Origin of the sequence: Micromonospora sp. NPDC047730 (assembly GCF_043204765.1) — a bacterium.
Lineage (GTDB): Bacteria > Actinomycetota > Actinomycetes > Mycobacteriales > Micromonosporaceae > Micromonospora.
This window is the reverse complement of sequence record NZ_JBIDCU010000005.1, coordinates 177,804-203,198: the sequence shown is the minus strand read 5'-3', so window position 1 is coordinate 203,198 and position 25,395 is coordinate 177,804. Positions and strand designations below refer to the sequence as shown.

General features: G+C 75.2%; 22 protein-coding genes. 13 read left to right on the top strand and 9 right to left on the bottom strand.

Going from position 1 to position 25,395, the window contains the following annotated elements:
- Window positions 1-71: 71 nt before the first annotated feature.
- The gene (locus ACGF5G_RS14985) at window positions 72-2,015 is read right to left on the bottom strand and encodes a protein kinase (RefSeq protein ID WP_393262951.1); all 1,944 of its coding nucleotides are present in this window, start codon (window positions 2,013-2,015) and stop codon (window positions 72-74) included.
- Between the two features lie 142 nt (window positions 2,016-2,157).
- Here ACGF5G_RS14985 and ACGF5G_RS14980 point away from each other — a divergent pair, with 142 nt between their 5' ends.
- Entirely contained in the window at window positions 2,158-2,358 is a 201-nt protein-coding gene (locus ACGF5G_RS14980) for a hypothetical protein (protein WP_393262949.1), read from the top strand.
- Window positions 2,358-3,155: a site-2 protease family protein gene (locus ACGF5G_RS14975; protein ID WP_350707907.1), complete on the top strand. Its 798-nt coding sequence runs from the start codon at window positions 2,358-2,360 to the stop codon at window positions 3,153-3,155. Before ACGF5G_RS14980 ends, ACGF5G_RS14975 begins: the two co-directional genes overlap by 1 nt.
- A 107-nt stretch (window positions 3,156-3,262) precedes the next feature.
- Here the strand turns inward: ACGF5G_RS14975 and ACGF5G_RS14970 are convergent, their stop codons facing one another.
- Both ACGF5G_RS14970 and ACGF5G_RS14965 read right to left on the bottom strand, forming a co-directional pair.
- The gene (locus tag ACGF5G_RS14970) at window positions 3,263-4,261 is read right to left on the bottom strand and encodes an aldo/keto reductase family protein (RefSeq protein ID WP_393262947.1); all 999 of its coding nucleotides are present in this window, start codon (window positions 4,259-4,261) and stop codon (window positions 3,263-3,265) included.
- A gap of 46 nt (window positions 4,262-4,307) precedes the next feature.
- Window positions 4,308-5,846 (bottom strand): WG repeat-containing protein, encoded by a 1,539-nt coding sequence (locus ACGF5G_RS14965; RefSeq protein WP_393262945.1) that lies wholly within the window; start codon window positions 5,844-5,846, stop codon window positions 4,308-4,310.
- Window positions 5,847-9,470: 3,624 nt separating this feature from the next.
- On the opposite strand from ACGF5G_RS14965, the gene ACGF5G_RS14960 reads away from it, so the two are divergent.
- From ACGF5G_RS14960 to ACGF5G_RS14945, 4 genes are all read left to right on the top strand, one after another.
- Window positions 9,471-9,752, top strand: a complete 282-nt coding sequence (locus ACGF5G_RS14960; RefSeq protein WP_393262942.1) for a hypothetical protein — start codon at window positions 9,471-9,473, stop codon at window positions 9,750-9,752.
- A gap of 1,244 nt (window positions 9,753-10,996) precedes the next feature.
- A complete protein-coding gene (locus tag ACGF5G_RS14955; RefSeq protein WP_393262940.1) occupies window positions 10,997-11,848 on the top strand; it encodes an ABC transporter permease in 852 nt (283 codons plus the stop codon).
- Window positions 11,841-12,683, top strand: coding sequence for an ABC transporter permease (locus tag ACGF5G_RS14950; RefSeq protein ID WP_393262937.1), 843 nt, complete (start codon window positions 11,841-11,843; stop codon window positions 12,681-12,683). The genes ACGF5G_RS14955 and ACGF5G_RS14950 overlap by 8 nt, the downstream gene beginning before the upstream one ends.
- Entirely contained in the window at window positions 12,680-13,642 is a 963-nt protein-coding gene (locus ACGF5G_RS14945) for an ATP-binding cassette domain-containing protein (protein ID WP_393262935.1), read from the top strand. Before ACGF5G_RS14950 ends, ACGF5G_RS14945 begins: the two co-directional genes overlap by 4 nt.
- Window positions 13,643-13,742: 100 nt before the next feature.
- On the opposite strand, the gene ACGF5G_RS14940 is transcribed toward ACGF5G_RS14945, so the two are convergent.
- Window positions 13,743-14,303, bottom strand: coding sequence for a helix-turn-helix domain-containing protein (locus tag ACGF5G_RS14940; RefSeq protein ID WP_393262933.1), 561 nt, complete (start codon window positions 14,301-14,303; stop codon window positions 13,743-13,745).
- Between the two features lie 66 nt (window positions 14,304-14,369).
- On the opposite strand from ACGF5G_RS14940, the gene ACGF5G_RS14935 reads away from it, so the two are divergent.
- Entirely contained in the window at window positions 14,370-15,257 is an 888-nt protein-coding gene (locus ACGF5G_RS14935) for an AzlC family ABC transporter permease (RefSeq protein WP_393262931.1), read from the top strand.
- On the top strand, window positions 15,251-15,559 hold the full coding sequence (locus ACGF5G_RS14930; RefSeq protein WP_350707921.1) for an AzlD domain-containing protein: 309 nt from the start codon (window positions 15,251-15,253) through the stop codon (window positions 15,557-15,559). The genes ACGF5G_RS14935 and ACGF5G_RS14930 overlap by 7 nt, the downstream gene beginning before the upstream one ends.
- A 100-nt stretch (window positions 15,560-15,659) precedes the next feature.
- On the opposite strand, the gene ACGF5G_RS14925 is transcribed toward ACGF5G_RS14930, so the two are convergent.
- The 3 genes from ACGF5G_RS14925 to nadA form a co-directional block, all read right to left on the bottom strand.
- On the bottom strand, window positions 15,660-16,268 hold the full coding sequence (locus tag ACGF5G_RS14925; RefSeq protein WP_393262929.1) for a DUF3043 domain-containing protein: 609 nt from the start codon (window positions 16,266-16,268) through the stop codon (window positions 15,660-15,662).
- Between the two features lie 73 nt (window positions 16,269-16,341).
- Window positions 16,342-17,697, bottom strand: a complete 1,356-nt coding sequence (gene murA, locus ACGF5G_RS14920; protein ID WP_393262927.1) for a UDP-N-acetylglucosamine 1-carboxyvinyltransferase — start codon at window positions 17,695-17,697, stop codon at window positions 16,342-16,344.
- 209 nt (window positions 17,698-17,906) lie between these two features.
- Window positions 17,907-19,106 (bottom strand): quinolinate synthase NadA, encoded by a 1,200-nt coding sequence (gene nadA / locus ACGF5G_RS14915; protein WP_393263315.1) that lies wholly within the window; start codon window positions 19,104-19,106, stop codon window positions 17,907-17,909.
- A 68-nt stretch (window positions 19,107-19,174) separates the two neighbouring features.
- On the opposite strand from nadA, the gene ACGF5G_RS14910 reads away from it, so the two are divergent.
- The 3 genes from ACGF5G_RS14910 to ACGF5G_RS14900 all read left to right on the top strand — a co-directional run bounded on the left by ACGF5G_RS14910 (window position 19,175) and on the right by ACGF5G_RS14900 (window position 22,071).
- Window positions 19,175-20,317 (top strand): glycerate kinase, encoded by a 1,143-nt coding sequence (locus ACGF5G_RS14910; protein ID WP_393263313.1) that lies wholly within the window; start codon window positions 19,175-19,177, stop codon window positions 20,315-20,317.
- 237 nt (window positions 20,318-20,554) lie between these two features.
- Complete coding sequence (gene erpA / locus ACGF5G_RS14905) at window positions 20,555-20,923, top strand: iron-sulfur cluster insertion protein ErpA (RefSeq protein ID WP_091104634.1); 369 nt, start codon at window positions 20,555-20,557, stop codon at window positions 20,921-20,923.
- Window positions 20,924-21,093: 170 nt separating this feature from the next.
- Window positions 21,094-22,071 (top strand): carbohydrate kinase family protein, encoded by a 978-nt coding sequence (locus tag ACGF5G_RS14900; RefSeq protein WP_393262925.1) that lies wholly within the window; start codon window positions 21,094-21,096, stop codon window positions 22,069-22,071.
- 60 nt (window positions 22,072-22,131) lie between these two features.
- Here the strand turns inward: ACGF5G_RS14900 and ACGF5G_RS14895 are convergent, their stop codons facing one another.
- Together ACGF5G_RS14895 and ACGF5G_RS14890 are read right to left on the bottom strand one after the other, a co-directional pair.
- Window positions 22,132-22,365, bottom strand: a complete 234-nt coding sequence (locus ACGF5G_RS14895) for a sulfurtransferase TusA family protein (protein WP_350682105.1) — start codon at window positions 22,363-22,365, stop codon at window positions 22,132-22,134.
- A complete protein-coding gene (locus ACGF5G_RS14890) occupies window positions 22,362-23,513 on the bottom strand; it encodes a cysteine desulfurase family protein (RefSeq protein WP_393262923.1) in 1,152 nt (383 codons plus the stop codon). Before ACGF5G_RS14890 ends, ACGF5G_RS14895 begins: the two co-directional genes overlap by 4 nt.
- 199 nt (window positions 23,514-23,712) lie before the next feature.
- Here ACGF5G_RS14890 and coxB point away from each other — a divergent pair, with 199 nt between their 5' ends.
- Both coxB and ACGF5G_RS14880 read left to right on the top strand, forming a co-directional pair.
- Complete coding sequence (gene coxB / locus ACGF5G_RS14885; RefSeq protein WP_393262920.1) at window positions 23,713-24,684, top strand: cytochrome c oxidase subunit II; 972 nt, start codon at window positions 23,713-23,715, stop codon at window positions 24,682-24,684.
- A gap of 10 nt (window positions 24,685-24,694) precedes the next feature.
- Window positions 24,695-25,123, top strand: coding sequence for a cytochrome c oxidase subunit 4 (locus ACGF5G_RS14880; protein ID WP_357693104.1), 429 nt, complete (start codon window positions 24,695-24,697; stop codon window positions 25,121-25,123).
- Window positions 25,124-25,395: the final 272 nt, after the last annotated feature.

The following is a 25,395-nucleotide window of genomic DNA, read 5'->3' as shown; positions in this document are numbered from 1 at the left end:
GCCCGGCAGTGGGCGGGTGCGGTCAGCCGCCGCAGGCCCGCCCACGGCGGGTGAGGCGCCGCGGGCTCCGCTCAGTCGCAGTGCTCGAAGCCGCTGCCGTAGCTGGCCCCGCCGGTCGACCCGCCCCACTTCACGCAGACCCCGGCGGCCTTCGCCCGCACCGGCCCGGCGTAGTAGGAGAACGACCCGCTGTCGGTGCTGCGTGCCCGCCCCTGCACCTCCAGCCACGCCGAGGCGGACGTGGCCGTGCCCACCGCCGACTCCTTCATCGTCACCACACAGTTGGTGCCGGTGCCCGCGTGGTAGAGCAGGTAGACCCGGCCCTTGCGGACGCCCGAGGCGGTCAGCGCGGCCGAGTCGATCACCTTGTACCCGCTGCCGCACGCCTCGACCGGCGTGTACGGGTTCGGCTTCGCCGGCTGGCTGGTCGTCGGGGCGGAGCTGGGCCGCCCCGACGAGGTGACGGTCGGCTCGCCACCGGTCGTGGGGGCCGAGGAGCGGCCGGGCGTCGACGAGGGCGCCCCGGACGACGGGGCCGCCGACCGGGTGACGCCCGACGACGGGTCGACCTGGAGCTGCCCCGTGCCGTCGCCGCCCTCCGGCTCCGAAGTCCCCGCCGCCACGGACCTGCCGGTCAGCGCCGTAGGCGTGTCCCCGCCGGCCGGGTCTCCGCCCGAGAAGAGGGTCGTCGCCCCCACCACCCCGGCCAGCACCACGAACACGGTGGCCGCCGCGCCGACCAGCGCCCCCCGGCGCCGTCGCGACGGCCGCGCCTCGACCGGGTCCTCCCGGGTCGGCGGCAGCCCGCCCCACGTGTCGCTTCCGGCCGCCGGATGACCCGGGCGCCCGAACGGGGCCGCCTCCGCAGCCGGCGCGACCGGCCGGTGCCCGGCTGGAGCGGGCGGCAGCGCGCCGAACGGGTCGATGGGGAGCATGCGGCCCGCGTCGGCCCCGGCGGCGGACGGCGCGGGCGCGGCGAGGCCACCCGGCCCGGCGCCGGGCTGGAAGCTGACGCCCGGGCCGGTTCCCGCGCCAGCGAGGGACCTGCCGCCTGGACCGGTTCCCGCGCCGGGCAGAGAGCTGCCGCCCGGGTCGGTGCCCCCGCCGGCCAGGGACGCGAGCGGGGCGGGGGCCGGCCCGGCGACGGCCCACGGCGGGCGGGCGGAGGCCGGGACAACGGCCAGCGTCGCGTCCCGCGCCTCGGCCGCCGCGTCGGCGAGCGCCGCCGCGTCCGGGTACCGGTCGGCGGGGCGCTTGGCCATCGCCCGCTCCACCAGCGCGACCACCGGCGGCGGGGTGCCGGGCGGCAGCGGCGGCGGCTCCTCCTGGACGTGGCGCAGCGCCACCTGGAGCGGGTTGTCGCCGTCGAACGGCGGCTGCCCCGCCAGGCAGACGTACGCCACCGCGCCGAGCGCGTAGATGTCCGTCGCCGGGGAGACCGGCTGGTTCGCGGCCTGCTCGGGGGACATGTACGAGGCGGTGCCGAGCATCACGTTGGCGGCGGTGATGCCCGCCGTGGTGCCCGAGCGGGCGATGCCGAAGTCCACCAGAACCACCCGGCCGTCGGACTTCACCAGCAGGTTGCCGGGCTTCACGTCCCGGTGCACGATGCCGGCGAGATGGGCCGTGTGCAGCGCCGCGGCGGCCTGCCCCACCACGGACATCGTGGACGCCGGGTCGAGCCGCCCCGCCCGCCGCAGCCAGGAGCTCAGCGGCTGGCCGTCGACGTACTCCATCACCAGGTAGTCGGCCTGGCTGCCGTCGGCGAGGGTGGACCGGCCGACGTCGTGCACGGCGACCACACCCGGGTGACGCAGCGCCGCCAGCATCCGGGCCTCGGCCCGGAACCGGGCGGTGAACTCGGGATCGGCGGTCAGCGCCGGCAGCAGCACCTTCACCGCGACCTCGCGCTCCAGCATGATGTCGGTGCACCGCCAGACCGCGCCCATGCCACCGGTCGCCACCCGTTCGCCCAGCCGGTACCGCTCGCTGAGCACCACTCCTTGAGTCAGCACCGGGCCACGGTACCGGCCCGTCGCCCCCGGTTGATCAGCCCGTCGGAGCCCCGGCCGCCGAGCGTCGCGCCCGTAGGGGCGCGGCCGACTACGCTGGCGGGGGTTCGTCCCACGGGACATCAGCGGCGAGGGGAGACGCGGCATGGCGTGGAGCTGGCGGTACGAGGGCACGAACGGCGAGTCGGTCGAGGGGCCGGCGGAGTCGTTCGGCAGTCAGGCGGACGCCGAGTCCTGGATCGGCCAGACCTGGCGCGAGCTCGCGGCGTCCGGCGTCACCTCGGTCGCGCTCGTCGAGGACGACCGGGTGGAATACCGGATGAGCCTGCTGCCCCCGACGGAGTGATGGCCGGCGACCGCCCGGGGGGCGAGCCGCTGGTGCTCGGCGTGCCCCGGGCGGCGTTCCGGCCCAGCCCGGTCTTCCTCGCCCTGGTCGCGCTCTTCGCCACGAGCGGCGTGCTGACCTGGCACGGGTTCGGCAACGTGCGGCTCGACGTGTTCCTCTTCGTCGTGTCCGGCTGGTTGGTGTCGCTCTGCCTGCACGAGTACGCCCACGCGATCGTCGCGTTCCGGGCCGGCGACCGCAGCGTGGCCCACCGGGGCTACCTGACGCTGAACCCGCTGAAGTACAGCCACCCGCTGCTGTCGATCGGGCTGCCGGTGCTGGTGGTGCTGCTCGGCGGCATCGGCCTGCCCGGCGGGGCGGTCTGGGTGGACCGGCACGCCATCCCGGGACGGCTTCGGCACACGCTGGTCAGCCTCGCGGGCCCGGCCACCAACGTGCTGTTCACGCTGGTCCTGGTGGCCGCCGTACGCCTCGGCGCGGCCGGCGGCGGCCCGGTCGAGTTCTGGGCGGGCGTGGCGCTGCTGGCGTTCCTCCAGCTCACCGCGAGCGTGCTCAACCTGCTCCCGGTGCCCGGCCTCGACGGCGGCAACATGATCCAGCCGTGGCTGAACGCGCAGTGGCGCAAGATGTACGACCTGTTCGCCCCGTTCGGCTTCATCCTGCTGTTCGCGCTGCTGTGGAACCCGCGGATCAGCGGCTGGTTCTTCGGGGCGGTCTTCGCCGTGGGGGACGTCCTCGGCCTGCCGCCGTGGCTCTACGCGCTCGGCCTGGACCTGATCCGCTTCTGGCAGAGCTGACCGGCGGGTCGCACCCGGCCCGTCGTCGCCCGGCCCGGCCCGTTCGTCGGCCCGGCGCTGCCCGGCCCGGCCGGTCCCCTTCGTGGGGGCCGGCCGGGCCGGGGGTGTCACGGACGCTCGGCGGGGGACTCGGTCCGGGCCGGGTCGCGCTCGACGATCGGGTCGATGATCTCGTCGATCGCCTTGAGCAGGCCGGCGTCGAGCTGCACGCCGGCGGCCTTGACGTTGTCGTGCACCTGCTCGGGGCGGGACGCGCCCACGATCGCCGAGGAGACGTTCGGGTTCTGCAGCACCCAGGCGATGGCGAGCTGCGCCATGCTCAGGCCCGCCTGCTCGGCCAGCGGCTTGAGCCGCTGCACCCGCGTCAGCACGTCGTCGGCCAGGAACCTGGCGATGAAGCCCGCGCCCGACTTCTCGTCGGTCGCGCGGGAGCCGGCCGGCGGCGGCTGACCCGGCAGGTACTTGCCGGAGAGCACGCCCTGCGCCATCGGTGACCAGACGATCTGCCCGACGCCCAGCTCCTCGCTGGTGGGGACGACCTCGGACTCGATGACCCGCCAGAGCATCGAGTACTGCGGCTGGTTGGAGACCAGCGGGATGCGCAGCTCCCGGGCGAGCTGGTGGGCCTCGCGGATCTGCGACGCCTTCCACTCCGAGACGCCGATGTAGAGCGCCTTGCCAGAGTGCACGACGTCGGCGAAGGCCTCCATCGTCTCCTCCAGCGGGGTGCTGTAGTCGTACCGGTGGGCCTGGTAGAGGTCCACGTAGTCGGTGCGGAGCCGGCGCAGCGAGCCGTCGATCGACTCCATGATGTGCTTGCGGGACAGGCCCCGGTCGTTGCGGCCCGGCCCCGTGGGCCAGAACACCTTCGTGAAGATCTCCAGGCCCTCGCGCCGCTCGTTCTCCAGCGCGCGGCCCAGCACGTCCTCGGCGCGGGTGGCCGCGTACACGTCGGCCGTGTCGAAAGTGGTGATGCCGGCGTCCAGGGCGGCCCGGACGCAGGCGAACGCCGCGTCCTCCTCGACCTGCGAGCCGTGGGTGATCCAGTTGCCGTACGAGATCTCGCTGACCATCAGGCCGGAACGGCCCAGGTGACGGAATTCCATGCTCACGACCCTACTCCTGCCGATCATGACCGGCCGGGGACGCGGCTCAGAGCACCGGGTGGGTGTCGACGAGCAGCCGCTCGATCTCGGCGACGACCTCGTCGCGGTCGCGGTGCACCGGCTCGATCAGCGGCTCGCCCCGCCGGTCGAGCGCACCCCAGTGCCCGGTGCCGTCGTCGACCAGGAACGCGACGGGGTGGATGACCAGCGCCGGATGGGCGGGCGGGACCAGCACCTTCCCGGTGCGGTCCACCACGCCCCGCCGGCCGGCCACGTCCACCACGGCCAGCCCCTCGTCGGTGAAACCGTCGACGTACCGGCCGTCGGCCAGCACCGTGGCGAACCCGTGGTACCGGGTGGGCACCACGATGCGGCCGTTGCGGTCGACCGCCCCCCAGCCCTCCCGGCGGACCACCGCCACGCCGCGGTGGAACGGGCGTACGTCCGCGAAGCCGTGCGCCACGACCACCTCGCCGCCGGCGTCGATCGCCACCCACCCGGAGGCGCCGTCCGACACCCAGGCCAGCCCGTCGCTGAACGGACGGACCACCGGGTAGGACGGCCCGAGCACGGTGGCGCCGGCGAGGTCGACCAGCGACCACCGCTCCGTCTCCGGCCGCCGCACCCAGGCCAGCCCCTCGCGGAACGCCTGCGCCTCGGCGTACTCGGCCGCGACGGCCATGTCGCCGTCCGGGTCGGCGAAACCCCACAGGTCGCCGTCGCGCGCCGGCACCGGGGGCCGGTCACGCTCCAGCACCTCGTCCCGACTCCGGGGGTACGGCCCGAAGCCCGTCTCCGCCACCCGCTGCGCCACCGAGTCCAGGCTGAGCCGGATCCGTGCCTGGAGTTCGGCGTCCCCGTCGCCGCGCAGGTCGAGGGCCCGCTCGAAGTGGTGGCACGCCTCCATCAACCGGCCCTGGTCGTAGCACGACCGCCCCGCGTGCTCGTGCAGCGCCGCGCGCAGCCGGTCGGGCAGTTCCGTCGAGTTGGCCTCGGCGAAGAGCCGGTCGGCCTCCACGAACTCGCCGCGCCAGCGCAGCACGTGCGCCAGTCGTGCCTGCGCGACCGCCGTGCGCCGCAACTCCCCGGTAGCCTCCGCGTACGTGAGTGCGAGCCGACCGTCGGCGAGCGCGTCGTCCAGTTCGCCGAGCAGCCGCGAGACCACCGCCCGCAGGCTCAGCAGCCGGGCGCGCGACCGGTTGTCCACGGCGGCGCCCAGCTTCTCGGTGAGACGTCGGCGGATCGTCCGGAACTCCTCCGGCACCTCCACCACCTCGCGCAGGGTCTCCGGGTCGAGCCGCCAGCGGTAGGCCGCCAGCACCTGCTCCGGGTCGCCCTGCGCGGCACTCGTCCGGTCGACGTCCCGCGATTCCGGGCCGCGCTGCCCTGGGCCGTGCTGCTCGGGGGTGTGCTGCTCGGGGCCGTGCTGCTCCTGGCCGCGCTGCTCCGGGGTGTGCTGCTCGGGGCCGCGCTGCTTTGGGGTGTGCTGCTCGGGGGTGTGCTGCTCCTGGCCGCGCTGCTCCGGGGCGTGTGGCTCGCGCCGTTCGCCGGTAGACGACGGGCCCTGCCCGACCGGCGTCGACACGGCCGGCGCGGACGCTGCGGACGCCGGCTGCGCCGAGACGGGCGGCGCTGGCGCCGGCCGCCCTGGCGGCGCCGAGATGGGCGGTGCCGGGGCGGGCGGTGCCGAGATGGGCGGTGCCGGGGCGGGCGGTACTGGGACGGACGGTGCCGAGACGGGCGGTGCCGAGACGGGCGGTGCCGAGACGGGCGGTGCTGGGGCGGGCGGTGCTGGGGCGGGCGGTGCTGGGGCGGGCGGTGCCGGCGCGGTGACGGCCGGTGCCAGCGGTCCCGCTTGTGCCGGCGCTGCCGGAACGGGCGGTACCGGCCCGGTGGCGGAAGGAGTCAGCGGCTCGGCAACGGGCGGCGCGGGTGACGCTGGCACCGGTCGCGCCGGCGGTGTGGGCGCTGTTGGCACTGGTTGCGCCGGCGGCGCGGAGACAGGCGGCGCGGCTGCCTCGGAGACGGGCAGCGCGAATGGTGGTTGCGCCGGTGACATGGTGAGGGGCGACGCCGGCGGCGCGTCGACAGGCGGTGCTGGCGGCGTGGGCACCCCCTGTCCCGGCGCGACGTCGGGGACGCCGGGTGGCACTGCCGGCTTTTCGGAGGGTGGCGTGGTGACCGGCTGAGCCGGCATCGACGGCGTGCTGTCGGTGGTTGCGGCGGAGGGCCGGGTCGGCGGGGCCGACACGGGCGCGACGGGCGGAGTGGGCAGGGCCTGTGCCAGCGGCGCGGTGACTGGTGCGCGGGCCGGCGCGGCACCGTCCTCCGGACGGTCTTCGGGCACCGGGGTGTGCCCTTCGGGTGGGGCGGGCAAGGGCCCGTCCACCGACAGGGCGGGGAAGGGCGCCGGAGCCGGCAAGACACCCCCGGCCGCCGCACCCGTGACGGGCGGTACGGGTGCGGCCTGTGCCGGGGCCGCAACGGGCGGTACGGGTGCGGCCTGTGCCGGGGTCGCAACGGGCGGCGCGGACACGGGCCGCGCCGTGGGTGAGGCAGCGGGGCCCGCCGGGGATGCGGACACGGGCTGGGCAGGCGGTCCGGAAACCGGCGTGGCCGGGGCCGGCGCCGCCGCCGATGGAACGGCGTCGGGTGCGCTGCTCACAGTCGCCGGTCCAGGGGCGAAGTCGCTCGGGGATGCGTCGACCGGTCGCGCGGGGGGAACCGTTCCGGTTGCGCCGCTCAGCGGTGCGGTTGCCCGCACTGCCGGGTCTGCGTGCGCGGACGCTGAGCGCGGATCGGTCGCGTCGAGTGGAACGCCATGGGTGTCAAAACCCCTCGGTGACAGCCATGGTGTTCCACCGGTGGGTCCAGCCGTGGTCGCGGCGTCGGTGCCAGGGGTGCGCAGGGGCGCAGCGGCCGTTGCGGGCGGCGGGGCAGAAGCGCCCGGGGCAGGCGCCGTTACGGTCTGTGCCAGATCCTCGGGCCTGGACTGGCCGGTCTGAGGACCGTCAAGCGTGACTAAGGCAGGAGCGGCGTGCTCCCTTGGCACCGGATCCGACGCGGCTGGCGGTGTCGATTCCGACGGGACCGGGGGTGCTGACTCCGTCTGGGCTGGCGGTGTCGACTCCGGCGGGGCCGGGGGCACGGCCTCCGTCCGGGTTGGTGGTGCCGATTCCGGCGGCACTGCGGGCAGCGCCTCTGACCGGGCGGGCGGTGCCGCCTCTGACCGGGCGGGCGGTGCCGCCTCTGACCGGGCGGGCGGTGCCGACTCCGACGGGACCGGGGGTGCCGACTCTGGCCCGGCGGGTGATGTCGACACGTGCGGGGCAGGGGGCATGGAGGCAGGGCGGGGGACAGGTGGTCCGGAGACAGGGCGTGCCGGTGCGGAGGCGAGGTGGAGCTCCGTCGGCGCCGATCGTGTGGCGGCCGAGTGACTCGGGGGAACCGGGTCGCCCGCCGCAGGGGTCGTCGGGGCGGGTGCCCTGGGCGGCCCGGATACCGGTCCGGCAGGGGGACCGGAGGCAGGCGGCGTAGCCGGCGGCGAAGACACGGGCGAGGTAACCGACGAGGCGGCCGTCGACGAGGTCCCCGGCGGGGCCGGTGCGGGTGTCACCGGATCGGTCCCAGCCGCCCTGTCGAGGCGGTCGTGGGTGGGCTCGGGCGATAGGAGGTCGTCCTGGACGGGTTTCGGGGCCGCCGCCGGGGGTGTCGACACAGCGCTCGGGGACGCGTCGGCCGGGGCAGCGGGGTGGGGGCTGTCCGCCTCCGCGGGACGAGCGTCGTCCGTCTCTGCGGAAGGCGTCATGGGCTTGGAGGGCCGGAACCAGGCGTCCGCGCCGCTCGGCGCGGCCGGCTGGGGTCGGGCCGGGGCCGCCGGTGCCGGCGGAACGTACACCCTGGGCATGCCCGCTGTGAGCGGCATCGTGGCAGCTGGCGTCTCCGACGGTACCGCTGGGGTGGTCGCCGCACCCCTGTCCTCGGGAGCGGGGCGCGGACCGGCCGGCTGGACGCTCGCCAAACGGTCGGTCGGCGGCGTGGTGGCCGGTGGTCCGATCACGGGCTCGGCGCCGCGAGGTTCGGCACCGAGGCCCTGCTGCGGTGTGGGCCCGTACGGGTGGGTCGGCGGGACCGGCTCGGGGTGTGCCGGGGCCGGGCCGGAGGATCCGGTGCTGGACGCGACCTTCGGTGCCGGCAGGAACTCCAGCCGCAGTCGGGCGGCGGGCGGCGCCGGGACCGGCGTGACGTCGTCCGCGGGAGCAGGTCGCGGCACGTGGCCGGCCGCCTGGAACTGCTCCTCGGCGGAGGGCAGCGGGGGCCGAGAACCAGCAGCCGGTGGCTCGCTGGTCGGACCCGCCGGCGACACCGGCCGGCTCGGGACCGGAGATGCGGGTGACACCGGGCGGCCGGCGCCCGGACTTGCCGGCGCAACCGCGTCACCCCGGACCGAACCGGCGGGCGACACCGGTCGGCTGTTGACCGGGCCTGCTGGCGACATCGGGCTTGCCGGCGGCACGGGGGCTGCGGGCGACACCGGGCGGCCGGCGGCCGGGCCTGCTGGCGGCGCCGCGTCACCCCTGACCGGGGCTGCCGGCGACACCGGGGCTGCCGCCGTCGCCCGGGCGGCGGCCGGACCGGCCGGTGACGGCGGGCCGGCGGGGGGACCCGCAGCGGGGGTCGGGCGCGGGGCGGGACCAGCGGGCGACACGGGCAGGTCGCGGGACGGTGCGACCGGGCCGGTTCGGTCCGTGGGCGGCACGTCGCGGGACGGCGCGGGGGAGACCGGCCGGCCAGGGACCGCAACCTCGTCACGCGGGGTCAGGAAGCCCCGAGGGCCGGAGCCGGGCGGTACCGGGGCGGGCGGGCCGGCGGCAGGCGGCACCGAGATCGGCGGGCCGGAGATCGGCGGTACCGAGACCGGCGCGCCGGAGACCGGCGGCACCGAGACCGACACGCCGGAGACCGGCGCGCCGGACACCGGGCGGTCGCCGCCAGCGGGACCCCGCGACGGCGGGTACGGGCGTGGTTCGTCGTACCGGGGCTGGGCCGGTGGTGCGGCAACCTCGTGCGGGCCCCCGTGGTGGTGGGAACGGTCGGCCGGCTCGGCCGACCGCCGGTGTTCCGGGTGCGGTGCGGTGTGGCGCGTGTCCCGGTCGAAACCGGGCTGCGCCGGGCCGGACGACGGCCAGGGCAAGCCGTCCTGCTGCGGGTGCCTACGCGGCTCCCGGTACGCGTCGTGCTCCCGGTACGCCTCGGGCCGTGCAGCCTCGCGCGGACGCCGATCCGGGTACGCCTCAGCGCGCGCCGCCGCCTCGCGTGCCTGCCACCGTTCGTCCGGCTCCGGCTGGCGCCGTTCCCCGGCACGGTACGGCTGCCCGCTCGCGGCCCGGTCGGGGCGCTGCCACCCGTCGGCGGGTACGCCCGGCTCGCGGCCCCGTCCGCCCGGGGCGCGTTCCTCCCGCCCGTCGGAGCGCCGTTCCCACTGCCCTGACGCGGCGTGCTCCCACGGCCCGTCCCCGACGCGCCCCCGCCGCTCGTCCGAGGAACCGTCCCGCCTCCCGTCCGAGGAACGGTCCCGCGACGCGTCCGAGGGGCGGTGCTCGGTGGGGGCACCCCACTCGTACCGGGGCCGGCGGGCCCCCTCGCCCGTGCGGCGGTCGTCGTCGGTCTCCGGCCGGCGGTCGTGCCCTGGTCCGACCCGCGGATCGTGACCGCGCTCGGAGCGGCCGTCGTGGTCGCGCTCTGTCCGGTCGTCGTGGCCGCGCTCGCTCCGGTCGTCGTGGCCGGGTTCCGGCCGGCGGTCGTGGCCCGGGCCCGGCCGGCGGTCGTGACCTGGCTCCGGCCGCCGGTCGTAGCCCGGGTCCGGCCGCTGGTACGCCGGCGACCGGCGCGGGTCCTCGCCCGGCTCGGGCAGCCAGCCCGGCTCCGAGCGGCCGGCGGGCGAGACGGGGCGGTCCCGTCCGGCCGGCTCGTGCCGTGGCGGGCGGGCGTCGTAGCGGTCGTGGCCGGCGTGGTCGCGCGGCCGGGGGGAGTCGACCGGCCGGCCCGCGCCGGAGCGGCCGGGGCCGTCGAAGCCGTCCCGGGCGTTGCGGTGCGGCGGCTCCTGCCGGTGCGGCGGCTGCCGGTCGTCCGGCCAGGTCGGCTCCGCGTGCGGCCGGCGGTACGGCTCGTCGTCGCGCCGCCGCCCGTCGGGGCCGCCAAGCGGGCCGCTCCAGCCTTCCTGCCGGCCGTTCCACCCTTCCTGTCGACCGGTCCAGCCGGCGGCATCGTCGTCCCAGGACCGGCCGAGGTAGGTCCCGTCGGGCCGGGTCGGTGCGAGCGGGGGCACCTCGGCGCGGCCGACGGCGGTCGCCCGGCCCCGGGGCGTGGGCGGGGCGTGCTGGATGCCGATGTCGCCGGGGTAGCGCTGGCCCGGGAACTGTGGGTGCCACTCGGTGGTCGGCTCGACCATCCAGGACGGTTCGCCGGTGTCGTGCCACCGGTCGGCGTAGCGGCTCATCCGGGGGACCTGTCGCCACGGCGGGTGAGCGGAACGGCCGTAGCGCGCCGTCGGTGAACGGGCGCGTCGGGGTGGCCGGCTTGCGTCCGCTCGCTCACGGCGGCGCCCCGGTGGCCGGCTCGCGTCCGCTCGCTCACGGCGATGTCACCTCGTTGCAAATTGTCGCGCTGGGCGCCCCACGTGCCGGTAGAGTCGCCCGTCCCGGCATGGCGTGGCTGCGGAAGGAGGGTAGCGGCGTGGGCTCGCTCACCGCCACTGTGGCACCGCCCACCGCCCCAAACGTTATCCTATGGTTCCGGACATTTGGTGCTATAACCGGATCAGGCTTCCGGCGTTACGCCACGTATCGGCAGGCGACCGTGGCGGGCGTCGTCACCAACACGGTCTTCGGCTTCCTGCGCTGCTACGTCCTCCTCGCCGCGGCCGGTGCCGCCGGCACGGTGGCCGGGTACGACCGCACCCAGCTCGCCAGTTTCGTCTGGGTGGGTCAGGGCCTGCTCGCCGTGGTCCTGCTCTGGGGGTGGACGGACCTGGCGGACCGGATCCGCACCGGCGACGTCGCCAGCGACCTGCTCCGGCCGGTGCACCCGGTGACCAGCCACCTTGCCACCGACCTGGGCCGCGCCGGCCACGCCGCCCTGGTCCGGCTGCTCCCGCCGGTGCTGGTCGGGCCGCTCTTCTTCGAGGTGTACGTGCCCCGACGCTGGTCCACCCTGCCACTCTTCGTGCTCTCCGCCGTCGCCGCCGTGGTGCTCTGCTTCGGCTGCCGGTTCCTGGTCAACGCGACCGCGTACTGGTTGCAGGACGTCCGGGGACCGATGATCCTCTGGACTCTCGCCTCGGGGGTGCTCGCCGGGCTCTACTTCCCGCTGCGCTTCCTGCCGGAGTGGCTCCAGCACGTCCTCTGGCTGGGCACCCCCTTCCCGAGCCTGCTCCAGACCCCGCTCGACGTGCTCGTCGAGCGGGACCCGACCGGCACCCAGGTCGGGCTGGTCGGCCTCCAGCTCGCCTGGGCGGTGCTGGTCCTGGCCGCCTGCCGGCTCGTGCAGCGTCGCGCGGAACGCCGCCTGGTGGTGCAGGGTGGCTGACGGGGCGGTAGCGTCGGCCGCCCGGCGCCGCGGCGGCGGGGCGCTGGCCGCGTACCGGGCGCTGCTGGGGGCGCAGGCGCGGTCGCAGACGGCGTACCGGACGTCGTTCGTGGTCGACGTGCTCGGCAACGTCGGGTCCACCGTCTTCGACGTGCTGACCGTGCTGGTGATCTTCGGCGTCACGCGGGAGCTGGGCGGCTTCACGCTCCGCGAGACGCTGGTGATCGTCGGCCTCTCGACCTGCGCGTTCGCCACCGCCGATCTGCTGGTGGGTAACATCGAGCGGCTGCCCCGCTACGTGCGCACGGGGCTGTTCGACGCCGTGCTGGTCCGCCCGCTCGGCGCGCTGCCGCAGCTGCTGCTCATGGACCTGCCGCTGCGCAAGGTGTCCCGGGCGGTCTTCGGGCTCGCCGTGCTGGTCGTCGCGGTCGGCTCGGCCGGCGTCCAGTGGACCCCGGCGCGGGCGCTGCTGGTGGTCGTCGCCCCATTGGCCGGCGTGGTCTTCTTCGGGGCGGTCTTCGTCGCCACCGCCACCGTCTCCTTCTGGTGGGTCGACTCGGGCGAGCTGGCCAACTCGGTCACCTACGGCGGCCGGGACTTCACCTCGTACCCGGTCACCGTGTTCGGCGGCTGGTTCCGCGCCGTGTTCGCGTACGGTCTGGGCTTCGCCTTCGTCAGCTACCACCCGGCGCTGGCGCTGCTCGGCCGCGCCGACCCGCTCGGCCTGCCGGGCTGGGTCGGCTGGGCCGCGCCGGCCGTCGCGCTGGTCGCCGCCGCCGGGGCCGCGGCGGCCTGGCGCACCGGCGTGCGCCACTACCGGAGTACGGGGTCGTGAGCGAAGACGTCATCGTGGCCGACGGGCTGCGCAAGGAGTTCACGGTCCGGGTGCGGGCCGGCCGGCTGCGCCGGGAGAAGCGCCGGGTCACCGCCGTGGACGGGGTCGACCTGCGGGTCCCCCGGGGCGAGACGCTCGGCTACATCGGGCCCAACGGCGCGGGCAAGTCCACCACGCTCAAGATGCTCACCGGGGTGCTGACGCCCTCCGCCGGCGAGGTGCGCGTCTGCGGCCTGCGCCCGGTCGCCCAGCGCACCCGGCTCGCGCTGCGCATCGGCGTCGTCTTCGGCCAGCGCTCGCAGCTCTGGTGGGACCTGCCGCTGCGCGAGTCGTTCGCACTGTTGCGGCACGTCTACCGGGTGCCGGCCGCCGCGCACGCCGCCCGGCTGCGCCGCTGTCGGAGCCTGCTCGACCTGGACGCCTTCCTGGACACCCCGGTCCGGCAACTGTCCCTGGGGCAGCGGATGCGCGGCGAGCTGACGGCCGCCCTGCTGCACGGCCCCGAGGTGCTCTTCCTCGACGAGCCGACGATCGGCCTGGACGTGGTGAGCAAGCAGGCGGTCCGTGGCTTCCTCGGCGAGCTGGGCCGGGCCGGGGACACCACGTTGGTGCTCACCACCCACGACCTGGCCGACATCGAGCGGCTCTGCCGTCGCCTGGTGGTGGTCGACCACGGTCGGGTGGTGCACGACGGGTCGATCGCCGCGTTGCACGAGTGGTACGGCTCCCGTCGGCTGCTCGTCGCCGACCTGGAGGCCCCGCTGCCCGAGCCGCCGGCGCTGCCCGGCGCGCCGCTGCACCGGGTGGAGGCCGACGGGCACCGGCTGGCCTTCGCGCTGGAGTCGGCGGGCGTGGCCGAGGTGGTGGCCGCCCTGGCCGCCCTGGGCTCACTGCGGGACGTCTCGATCGTCGAGCCGGACATCGAGGACGTGGTGGCCCGGCTCTACCGGGGTGGCTGAGCCCCTCCGCGCGAGTGGAGCCTGCCGCCGGGCGAGCTGGGCCCGACTCCGGGGAGCCCGCGCCCGCTCCTGCCGCGGGAGGCGAGGCCGGACCGGACGGTCAGGGGTGTTCCATCACCAGGACGGCGAAGGTGCCGGGGGCCAGCGCCTCGTAGCGGTGCGGCGCGTCGCCGGGGAAGGTCGCGTAGTCGCCCGGGCCGAGCTCCACCAGGTCGCCCTCCGGCCCGACGCGCAGCCGCCCGGCGCCCACCACGATGTGTTCGACGCTGCGGGGGGTGTGCGACTCGGCGGTGCGTACCGTCCCGGGCTCCAGCTCGAGCAGGTAGACGTCCCGGCGGATGTGGGCGGTGCCGGCGGCGAGCAGCGTCGCGGTGAGGTCGGCGTGCTCGGAGCGGATCCGGGGGCCGTCGCCGGCCCGCACGACCCGGACGGTGGCCGCCGGCGGCTCGACCAACCGGCTGAACGGCACGCCGAGCGCCACCCCGAGCGCCCAGAGGGTCTCCACGCTGGGGTTGCCGACCCCGGACTCCAACTGGGACAGGGTGGACTTGGCGATGCCGGCCCGGCGGGCCAGCTCGGTGAGCGAGATGCCGACGCGTTCGCGCTCGCGGCGGAGCGCGACGGCGATGGTGGCCAGCGGTGGAGTCGGTTCGGCGGACATCGTTCGCTCCAATGTTCCGTTTGTTCGGTTTGACGAACAGGTGCGGCGCGTTCATCATGATGGACCATGCGTACGGTACAGCGAACGGTCGAGGGCGCGGCAGTCCGCGACGTCGCCGCCATCGGGGCGGCGATGGTCGCGGTCGGTGCCTCGTTCGGCGCGGTGGCGGTGGCCGCCGGCCTGCCGGGCTGGGCGGCCGTCGTCATGTCCGTGCTGGTCTACGCCGGCGGCGCGCAGTTCATGGCGGTCGGGCTGGTGGCCACCGGGAGTCCGCTCGCGGCGGTCCTCGCCGGCCTGCTGCTCAACGCCCGGCACCTGCCGTTCGGGCTGGCGCTCGCCGACAGCATCGGCCGCCCGCTGTGGCGTCGGCTGCTCGGTAGCCACCTGATGACCGACGAGGCGACCGCCTTCGCGCTGGCCCGCCCCGCCGGGGGCGCGCGCCGGCGGGCGTTCTGGCTCGCCGGCACCCTGCTCTTCCTGGCCTGGAACGTGGGGACCGTGCTCGGGGTGCTCGCCGGCGGCGTGGTCGGCGACCCCGCCGCGTTCGGCTTGGACGCCGCGTTCCCGGCCGGCCTGATCGCGCTGTTGCTGCCGGCGCTGCGCGACCGCGACACCCGGCGGGTGGCGCTGGCCGGCGCGGTGCTGGCGGTGCTGGCCACCCCGCTGCTGCCGGCCGGGCTGCCGGTGCTGCTGGCGCTCGCTGGCCCGGCCGTGCTGGCCGTCGCCGCCGTACGCCGTGGTCGGCGGGCCGCGAAAGGCGGCAGCCACGCGCCGAATGCGCCGGTCGCGGGCGGCAGCCGGGCACCGAATGCGCCGGTCGCGGGTGGCGGAACGGTCGCGGGAACCGCCGCCGAACCGCCGGGCGGGGTGGGGAAGCCGGTGCGTGCGGGGGAGAGGACGCCGCCGCGGGGCGGGTCCGTGCCGGTCGGCCAAACTGGGGAGGGGTCGTGCTGATCGCCGTGATCGTGGCGCTGGCCGCCGGGACGTACGGCTTCCGGGTCGCCGGGGTGCTGCTGCGCGACCGGCTCGACCTGCCGGAGTGGTCCCGGCGGCTGCTGCCGGTCGGCGCCGCCGCCCTGCTGGCCGCGCTGGGCGCCACCGCCGCGCTGACCGAGGCGGGCCGGTTCGCCGGCTGGGCCCGGCCGTTGGGCGTGCTGGTCGGCGTGTTGCTGGCCTGGCGGCGGGCGCCGTTCGTGCTGGTGGTGCTCGCCGCCGCCGGCACCACCGCGCTGCTCCGCCTGCTCGGCGTGCCGTAGGCCCCACCCCGGTCCACCGACGACGAACGGCCCCTCGCCGCGGTGCGGGAGGGGCCGTCAGGCGCCGAACACGGTCGCCTCCGCCGCCGGTGCGGCGGGGTCAGACCGGGTCGCCGATGTTGACCCGGGGCTCGGGCGCGCGCATCCGGCGGAAGGTGATCGACCGCATGATGGCGTAGAGGTAGAGCGAGCCCATCCGCTGCCCGGTGTTCGGGAAACGCTCCCGGACCAGCTTGCGGATCTTGCGGGAGATCAGGAACGAGTCGACCACCACACCCAGCGCGAGCGCGCCCCAGAGGAGATTGGAGACCAGGCGGACGATCGGGGGCATCGCCGCGTTGGAACCGATCAGCACGATCAGCGCGCCGCCAAAGAACCAGGTGCCGACCGTACGCCGGGAGTCGACCACGTTGCGGGCCAGCAGCCGCTCGGGGCCGCGGTCACGGGGCCCACCCTCGCGGCGGAACTCCGCCGCCGACTCCGCGCGCAGTTGGCGCCGGCGCTCCCGCGCCTCCTCCTTGGTCAGCGGCTTGGTGGCCGCGGCCGGCCGGCGGCCGGCGCTGGGCCGCTTCGGCGTGACCTTGCCCAGCTCCTTCTTGCTCGGGGTGTAGCCCCGGGGCTGGGCGGACGAGGACTCCTCGTCGGGCGTCACCGGGGTGACGGCCTCGTCGACGAGGTCGGTGGACTTGCGGCGAAACAGCGACGGCACGCGGAAAGGGTAGCCAAACGACGGCGCCCGGTGCACATCGCGGTGCACCGGGCGCGGTCGGGAGTGGTCGACGTTACGGACGCTCGGCGTGCGCGCCGAGGTCGGCGAGCTTCGCCTCGAAGTCCTCGTAGCCCCGGTTGATCAGGTCGACGCCGTAGACCCGGGAGGTGCCCTCGGCCGCCAGCGCGGCGATCAGGTGGCTGAAACCGGCCCGCAGGTCGGGGATGACCAGGTCGGCGGCGTGCAGCTTGCTCGGCCCCGCGATCACCGCGGAGTGCTTGAAGTTGCGCCGGCCGAAGCGGCACGGGGTGCCGCCCAGGCAGTCCCGGTAGACCTGGATGTTCGCGCCCATCGAGTTCAGCGCCTCGGTGTAGCCCAGCCGCTGCTCGTAGACCGTCTCGTGGACGATGGACAGGCCCCGGGCCTGGGTGAGCGCCACCACCAGGGGCTGCTGCCAGTCGGTCATGAAGCCCGGGTGCACGTCGGTCTCCAGGGCCACCGACCTCAGCTCGCCGCCCGGGTGCCAGAACCGGATGCCGCCCTCCTGGCCGGGGTCGCCCAGTTTCGGCGGCCGGGCGTCGGTGACCTCGTACTCGCCGCCGACCGAGCGGAAGATGTTCAGGAACGTCATCATGTCGGCCTGCTGTGCGCCGAGGACCTCGACGTGGCCGCGGGTCGCCAGCGCCGCCGCGGCCCAGCTCGCCGCCTCGATCCGGTCCGGGATCGGCCGGTGCGTGTAGCCGTGCAGCCTCGGCACGCCCTGGATCTCGATCACCCGGTCGGTGTGCACCTTGATGATCGCGCCCATCTTCTGCAGGACGCAGATCAGGTCGATGATCTCCGGCTCCACCGCCGCGTTGCGCAGCTCGGTGACCCCCTCGGCCATCACCGCCGTCAGCAGCACCTGCTCGGTCGCCCCGACGCTCGGGTACGGCAGCGAGAACTTGGTGCCGTGCAGCCCGTTCGGTGCCGACAGGTGCAGGCCCTCCGGGGTCTTCTCGACCGTCGCCCCGAACTCGCGCAGCGCCTGGAGGTGGAAGTCGATCGGGCGCGGCCCGATGTGGCAGCCGCCCAGGTCCGGGATGAAGGCGTGGCCGAGGCGGTGCAGCAGCGGCCCGCAGAACAGGATCGGGATCCGGCTGGAGCCCGCGTGCACGTTGATCTGGTCCGTGCTCGCGCTCTCCACGTTCGCGGGGTCGAAGACGAGCTCGCCGTCCTCCTCGCCGTCGGTGACCTTCACGCCGTGCAGGCCGAGCAGGCCCCGGACCACCTCGACGTCACGGATCTTCGGCACGTCGAACAGCCGGCTCGGGCTGTCGCCCAGCAGAGCGGCGACCATCGCCTTCGAGACCAGGTTCTTCGCGCCGCGCACGCGGATCCGCCCTTCCAGCGGAGTACCTCCGTGTACGACCAGGACGTCGTCGGTCAACGCAACCTCCAGCGCGTCGGTGCTGCCGTGTTGATGGTGGGCCCGCGATGTCTTCGCTACCCGGAATGCGGTCATGTCGAAACGGCCGCGTGATTCGTCGCCCCGGCAGCATAGCCCTCCGTGACGTAAATGGACCCGGTCAGATCGCCCCTCAGGGCACTAATCGGTGATCGGGCCCATTTACGTACCAGTGGTGCTACCGAGCGTGATCAGCTTGCCGCGGGCGGCGGGGTGTCGGCCCCGGGCAGGGCGAGCATCTGGTCCAGCGCCACCCGGGCGTGGTGCGCGGTGTCCGGGTCGACCGTGATCTGGTTGACCACCCGGCCGGCCACCAGCTCCTCCAGCGCCCAGACCAGGTGGGGCAGGTCGATCCGGTTCATGGTCGAGCAGTAGCAGACCGCCTTGTCCAGGAACATGATCTGCTTGTCGGGGTGGGCCAGCGCGAGCCGGCGGACCAGGTTCAGCTCGGTGCCGACCGCCCACGCCGAGCCGGCCGGGGCCGCCTCGATGGCCTTGATGATGTATTCCGTCGAGCCGACGAAGTCGGCGGCGGTGACCACCTCGTGCCGGCACTCCGGGTGGACCAGCACGTTCACCCCCGGCACCCGCTCCCGCACGTCGTTCACGCTGTCGAGGGTGAACCGGCCGTGCACCGAGCAGTGCCCCCGCCAGAGGATCATCTTCGCGTCGCGCAGCTGCTCCGGGGTGAGCCCGCCGTTCGGCTTGTGCGGGTCGTAGAGCACGCAGTCGTCCAGCGAGAGGCCCATCTCCAGCACGGCCGTGTTGCGGCCCAGGTGCTGGTCGGGCAGGAAGAGCACCTTTGACCCCTGCTGGTACGCCCAGTCCAGCGCCCGCTTCGCGTTCGACGAGGTGCAGACCACGCCGCCGTTACGGCCGACGAAGCCCTTGATGTCCGCCGAGGAGTTCATGTACGTGACCGGGACGGTCTGCTCCGCGATGCCCAGGTCGGTCAGCACGTCCCAGGCCGTCTCGACCTGCGACAGCACCGCCATGTCCGCCATCGAGCAGCCGGCGGCCAGGTCCGGCAGGACGACCTTCTGCGCGTCCGAGGTGAGGATGTCGGCGCTCTCGGCCATGAAGTGCACGCCGCAGAAGACGATGTGTTCCGCGTCGGGGCGGGCCGCCGCCTCGCGGGCCAGCTTGAACGAGTCGCCGGTGACGTCGGCGAACTGGATCACCTCGTCGCGCTGGTAGTGGTGCCCCAGCACGAAGACCTTGCTGCCCAGCTTCGCTTTCGCCGCCGCCGCCCGGGCCACCAGGTCCGGGTCGCTGGGCGCCGGAAGGTCACCCGGACACTCGACGCCACGCTCGGTGGCGGGGTCGCTGCCCCGGCCGAGCAGCAGCAGTGCCGTTGCGGTGTTGGAGGGTTCCACCCAGGTCGAAGTCACGTATCCCATGGTCCCACAGGGTGGCCTGAGCGCAGCCTCCACCGGTGTGGGCTGCCACACTGCTCGGCATGCGCGTGCTGCTCTGCCCGGACAAGTTCGCCGGCACCCTGTCGGCCCCGGAGGTCGCCGACGCCGTGGTCGCCGGCTGGCGCGAGGTGGCTCCCGGCGACGACCTGCTCGTCCGGCCGCTGTCCGACGGCGGGCCGGGCTTCCTCGACGTGCTCGGCGACGCGCTCGGCGGGCGTCGGATCCCGGTGCCGACCGTCGACCCGCTGGGCCGCCCGGTCGCCGGTGAGATCCTGCTCACCACCGACGGCGGGACGACCGCCTGGCTGGAGAGTGCCCAGGCGTGCGGGCTGCACCTGCTCGACGCGGGCGAGCGCGACCCGAAGACCACCACCTCGTACGGCCTGGGGGTGCTGGTCGCCGCCGCCGTGGAGGCCGGCGCCCGCACGGTGGTGATCGGCCTGGGTGGCTCCGGCACCAACGACGGCGGCGCGGGGATGCTCACCGCGCTCGGCGTGACCCCGCTGGACGACGGGGGCCGGGCGCTGCCGTACGGCGGCGCGGCGCTGGCCGCCGCGGTCGCGCTCGACGGGGCGCCCCGGCTGCGCGACGCCCGGCTGGTGGCCGCCACCGACGTGGACAATCCGCTGCTCGGCCTGCACGGGGCGAGCAACGTGTTCGGCCCGCAGAAGGGCGCCGACCGGGCGGACGTGCTGCTGCTCGACGCCGCGCTGGAGCGCTTCGCCGCCGTGCTGGAGCGGGACCTGCCCGGCTGCCCCGACCGGCTGGGCGCCCTGCCCGGCGGCGGCGCGGCCGGGGGCCTCGGCGCGGCCGTCCTGGCGCTGGGCGGGCACTGCGAGTCGGGCATCGGCCTGGTCACCCGGGCGATCGGGCTGGACGCCGCCCTGGACGCCGTCGACCTGGTGGTCACCGGGGAGGGCTCGTTCGACCACCAGTCGCTGCGCGGCAAGGTGGTGGCCGGGGTGGCCGGCGCCGCCCGGGACCGGGGCCTGCCCTGCGTGGTGCTGGCCGGCCAGGTGAGCGCCGGCCGGCGGGAGGCGGGCGCGGCCGGGGTGACCGACGCGTACAGCCTGGTGGAGCACTTCGGGGGCGAGGAGCGCGGCGGGCTGGCCGCCGCGCTGGAGCGCCCGGCCGAGGGGCTGCGGGCGCTCGGCGCCCGGCTGGCCCGGCAGTGGAGCCGCTGACCGGCCCGCGGGCGTGACCTGGCCGGCGCGCTCGCCGACGGCGTCGCGCGGCCGGGAGCCGCTCGCCCGCCGCCCGGTCGGGTCCGCCGGCGCGCCGGCTGCGGCGGCCCGCGTCACGGCGGCCGGGTGAGGCCGGTCGCAGCGGCGTACCATCGGATCTGGACCACACCGGGAATGGCTGGGCGACGTGAGATGTTGGCCAGTCCGTCCGGACCCAACCGCGCAGGGAGATTTCACGTGACCACGCCAGCGCAGACCGAGTCGACCGAGGCCAAGGCCCCCACGTCCGTCGTCCTCACCGACGTCGCGGCGCAGAAGGTCAAGGCCCTGATCGAGCAGGAGGGCCGCGACGACCTGCGGCTCCGGGTCGCCGTGCAGCCGGGTGGCTGCTCCGGCCTGCGGTACCAGCTCTTCTTCGACGAGCGCTCGCTCGACGGTGACGTCGTCACCGACTTCGACGGCGTCGAGGTCGTCGTCGACCGGATGAGCGCCCCCTATCTGGCCGGCGCCACCATCGACTTCGCCGACCGCATCGACGCCCAGGGCTTCACGATCGACAACCCCAACGCGGGCAACTCCTGCGCCTGCGGCGACTCGTTCAGCTGAGCCCACCTCCGCTCGCGACCAGCGGGGCCGTCCCCTCGGGGCGGCCCCGCTGCCGCGTTCGGGCCCGGTAGCGCAGCCGAGAAGATGACCGAGGCCGGACCGACGGGTCATCCTGAGGGGGCCGGACCGGTAGGCTGACCGGCGCCCTGCTCCCGACCCCGAGGGTTGACATGAAGATCGCCGTGACCGGCTCGATCGCCACCGACCACCTGATGAGCTTCCCCGGCCGCTTCGCCGACCAGTTCATCGCCGACCAGCTGCACAAGGTGTCGCTCTCCTTCCTGGTGGACGACCTGGTGCTGCGTCGTGGCGGCGTGGCGGCGAACATCGCCTTCGGCATGGGACAGCTCGGCCTGCGCCCGGTGCTGGTCGGCGCGGTCGGCGCGGACTTCGCCGACTACCGCTCCTGGCTGGAGCGGCACGGGGTCGACTGCGGCTCGGTGCACGTCAGCGAGGTGGCGCACACCGCCCGGTTCGTCTGCACCACGGACACCGACATGTGCCAGATCGCCTCGTTCTACGCCGGCGCGATGAGCGAGGCCCGCAACATCGAGCTGGAGCCGGTGGCCCGCCGCCTCGACGGGCTGGACCTGGTCCTGGTCGGCGCGAACGACCCGGCGGCGATGCTGCGGCACTCCGCCGAGTGCCGGGAGCGGGGATACCCCTTCGCCGCCGACCCGTCCCAGCAGCTCGCCCGGATGGACGGCGAGGACGTCGTCGCGCTGATCGAGGGCGCCGACTACCTGATGACCAACGACTACGAGAAGTCGCTGCTGCAGAGCAAGGCCGGGCTGAGCGACGCGCAGCTGCTCGACCGGGTCAAGGTCCGGGTCACCACGCTGGGCAAGCACGGCGTGGAGATCGCCGGGCGCGACATCGACCCGATCCACGTGCCGATCGCGCGGGAGATCCGGGCGGTCGACCCCACCGGGGTCGGCGACGGCTTCCGGGCCGGCTTCTTCACCGCGCTGTCCTGGGGCCTCGGGCTGGAGCGGGCCGCCCAGGTGGGCTCCCTGCTCGCCACGCTGGTGCTGGAGACCGTGGGCACGCAGGAGTACGAGGTCCGCCGTGACCTGTTCGTCAAGCGGATGGCCGAGTCGTACGGCGACGTGGCCGCCGAGGACATCCGGCCGCACCTGTTGCCGTAACCCCGACCTCGGTGTCAGGAAGGGCCCTCCGCCTCGACCGGGTGTCCTTCCTGACACCTCTCAGTGGAGGCGGCGGACGTCGAAGGCCGGGCCGTCGGGGCCGGTGACCGTGCCGAGGAACTCGTGGCCGCGCATCCGGCACCAGGCCGGGATGTCCACCGCCGCCGCCGGGTCGTCGGCCAGCACCCGCACCACCGTGCCGACGGGCAGCTCGGGCAGCCGCCGGGCCACCGCGATCACGGGCAGCGGGCAGCGCTGACCACGACAGTCGAGGATCTCCGCCGGCGCCGTCACAGCCCCACCACCCCCGCCTCGGCGCGCAGCCGCGCCACGACCTCGGGCAACTCGGCGAGGAACCGTTCCACGTCCGCCTCCGTCGTCTCCCGGTGCAGCGAGACCCGCACGTTGCCGTGCGAGAGCACCCCCATCGCCTCCAGCACGTGCGACGGGCGCAGCGTGGAGGAGGTGCAGGAGGAGCCGGAGGAGACCGCGAACCCGCGCCGGTCCAGCGCGTGCAGCAGGGCCTCCCCGTCGACGTACAGGCAGGAGAACGTCACCAGGTGCGGGAGGCGGTCGTCGGGATCACCCACCACCTCCACGTCGGGCACCTCCGCCGCCACCCGGGCCCGGATCCGGTCCACCAGCGGCGCCAGCCGGGCCGCCTCGGCCGCCGCGTCGGCCGCCGCCGCGCGCAGGCTCGCCGCCGCCGCGACCACCGCCGGCAGGTTGAGCGTTCCCGGCGTACGCCCGGACTCCCGCTCGTCGGCCGGCCAGGGCGACTCCCACCGGGTGCCCTTGCGCACCACCAGCAGCCCCACCCCGGGCGGGCCGCCCCACTTGTGCGCGCTGGCGGTCAGCACCGACCAGCCCGCCGGCACGGGCGCCCGGCCGACCACCTGGGCGGCGTCCACGAACAGCGGCACCCCGGCCTCGGCGCACTCCCGCGCGGCCTCGGCGACCGGTTGGCGCGTGCCGACCTCGTGGCTGGCGGCGATCAGCGCGGCCAGCGCCACGCCCGGTGCCCGCACCGCCGCCGACCAGCCGTCCAGGTCCAGCCGGCCCCGCCGGTCCACCGGCACCGACATCGCCGTGCCGCCCGCGGCGACGTGCCGCTCGGCGGCGTGCAGCACCGCCGAGTGCTCGATCGCGGAGTGCACCAGGGCCGGGCCGACCCGCCGCCGGCCGGCCAGGCCGCCGAGCACGGCGGCGTGCGCGGCCGTCGTACCGCTGGGGGTGAAGGAGATCTCGTCGGCGCGCACGCCGAGCGTCTGCGCGGTGGCCTCGCGGGCGGCGTCGAGCAGTTGGCGGGCGCGGCGGGCCTGGGTGTAGAGCCTGCCGGGGTCGGCCCATCCGTCGTCGAGGGCGGCCAGCAGCGCCTGTCGGGCGACCGGGTGCAGCGGCGCGGCGGTGGCCGCGTCCAGGTAGACCGGGGAAGCGCTCACGGAAGCCAACGCTATCGCGCCGGCACGCCCAAGATCCCCCCGATGGGGGCGGAGAGTGACCCCAAGACGGTCGAGCCCGTCATGGTCGAGTAATCTGCGACCGTCGGTGACGCCTTTGCCGCCGGTGTTGTCGCTCCGCCCCCGGCGGAGACCGGCAGAACAGAACAGACACCGCGGCGCGCTAGGGAGGCAGGACCAGGTGGTCGCAAGGAGTTCGGAGGTACGGCCGTCGGCCGTACGGCACAGCGCTTCCCCAGGAGCCGGTGGGCGCCGGGGGCGTGGTGCTGGTCGGATCGCCGGGCTCGGTCTCGGCGGGGCGGCGCTGCTGGTCCTGCTCACGGGCTGCGACGTCGGCGCCGCGTTCGGCGGCTTCGGCTGGCCGCAGGGCGGCATCTCGCCCGAGTCCCACCGGATGTACGACCTGTGGATCGCCTCGTGCGTCGCGGCGCTCGCGGTCGGCGTGTTCGTGTGGGGCCTGATCTTCTGGTGCATCGTGCGCTACCGCAAGCGGGGCAACGAGCTGCCGGTGCAGACCCGTTACAACATGCCGATGGAGTTCCTCTACACCATCGCGCCGATCCTGATCGTCTCCGTGCTCTTCTACTACACGGCGGTCGTGCAGACCGACGTGGTGCGGACGACCAAGAACCCCGACGTCACGGTCGAGGTGGTCGCGTTCAAGTGGAACTGGCAGTTCAACTACCGCGACGGCCAGGGCAAGGACGCCAACACCGTCGCCTCGGTGCTCGGCACCAGCGAGGTCATCCCGATCCTGGTGCTCCCGACCGACCGGTCCATCCGGTTCGAGGAGACCAGCCGCGACGTCATCCACTCCTTCTGGGTGCCGGAGCTGCTGTTCAAGCGGGACGTCATGCCGGGCAAGATCCGCAACGTGTTCGAGGTCTCCAAGCTCGACACCGAGGGCGCCTTCGTCGGCCGCTGCGCCGAGCTGTGCGGCAGCTACCACGCCTTCATGAACTTCGAGCTGCGGGTCGTCTCGCCGGAGAAGTACGACCAGTTCCTGGCGGCCAAGCGGGACGGCAAGTCCACGCAGGAGGCCCTGACGGCCATCGGTGAGGATCCGTACGCGCAGAAGACGCGGCCGTTCGAGACCCGTCGCACCGAGGCCAACTTCAACCCGGACAGCGCGCCGGCCGGTACGGGAAGCTGAGGGGGCTGGCATGAAGACCGAGTGGCGTATCTTCCTGGTCATCGCCGGGTTCCTGCTCTTCGCCACCGCCCTCTACGGGGGCTGGACCGCCGCCGACTCCGGTGGCCACGTCGAGTGGGTCGGCACGATCGCACTGCTGCTGAGCTTCCTGCTCTGCGCGATGTGCGGCGGCTTCTTCTGGTTCGTCTCGCGCCGGATCGACCTGCGGCCGGAGGACCGGCCGGACGGTGAGATCGCCGACGGCGCGGGCGAGGTCGGCTTCTTCAGCCCGGGCAGCTACTGGCCGTTCGGCCTGGCGCTGGCCGCCGCGCTGACCGGCTTCGGCCTCGTCTTCTGGCAGTTCTGGCTGCTGGGCGTCGGTGCGGTGGCGGTCATCTTCGCGGCCTGCGGCCTGCTGTTCGAGTACTACAGCGGCACCCGGCGCACCGCCGAGCACTGAGCCGGCGGCCGACGACGGCCCCCTGCACGTGACGAAGGCCCGCCTCCCCTCGGGGAGGCGGGCCTTCGTGCCGTGATCGCCGACGTGCGGGGCAGCCGAGGACCGGCCGGGGGCGTGCCGCGCCGGGCGTGTGCCGGGCCGGGGGGTGCGCCGCGCCGCCGGGCGGTGGGGCCGGCGCGGGCCGCGTCAGGCGGCGCGGCCGGGCTCAGGCGGCGCGGTGGCGATGGTCCAGGCGGCGCGGACCGGGTCGGGTGGCGATCGTGCAGACGACG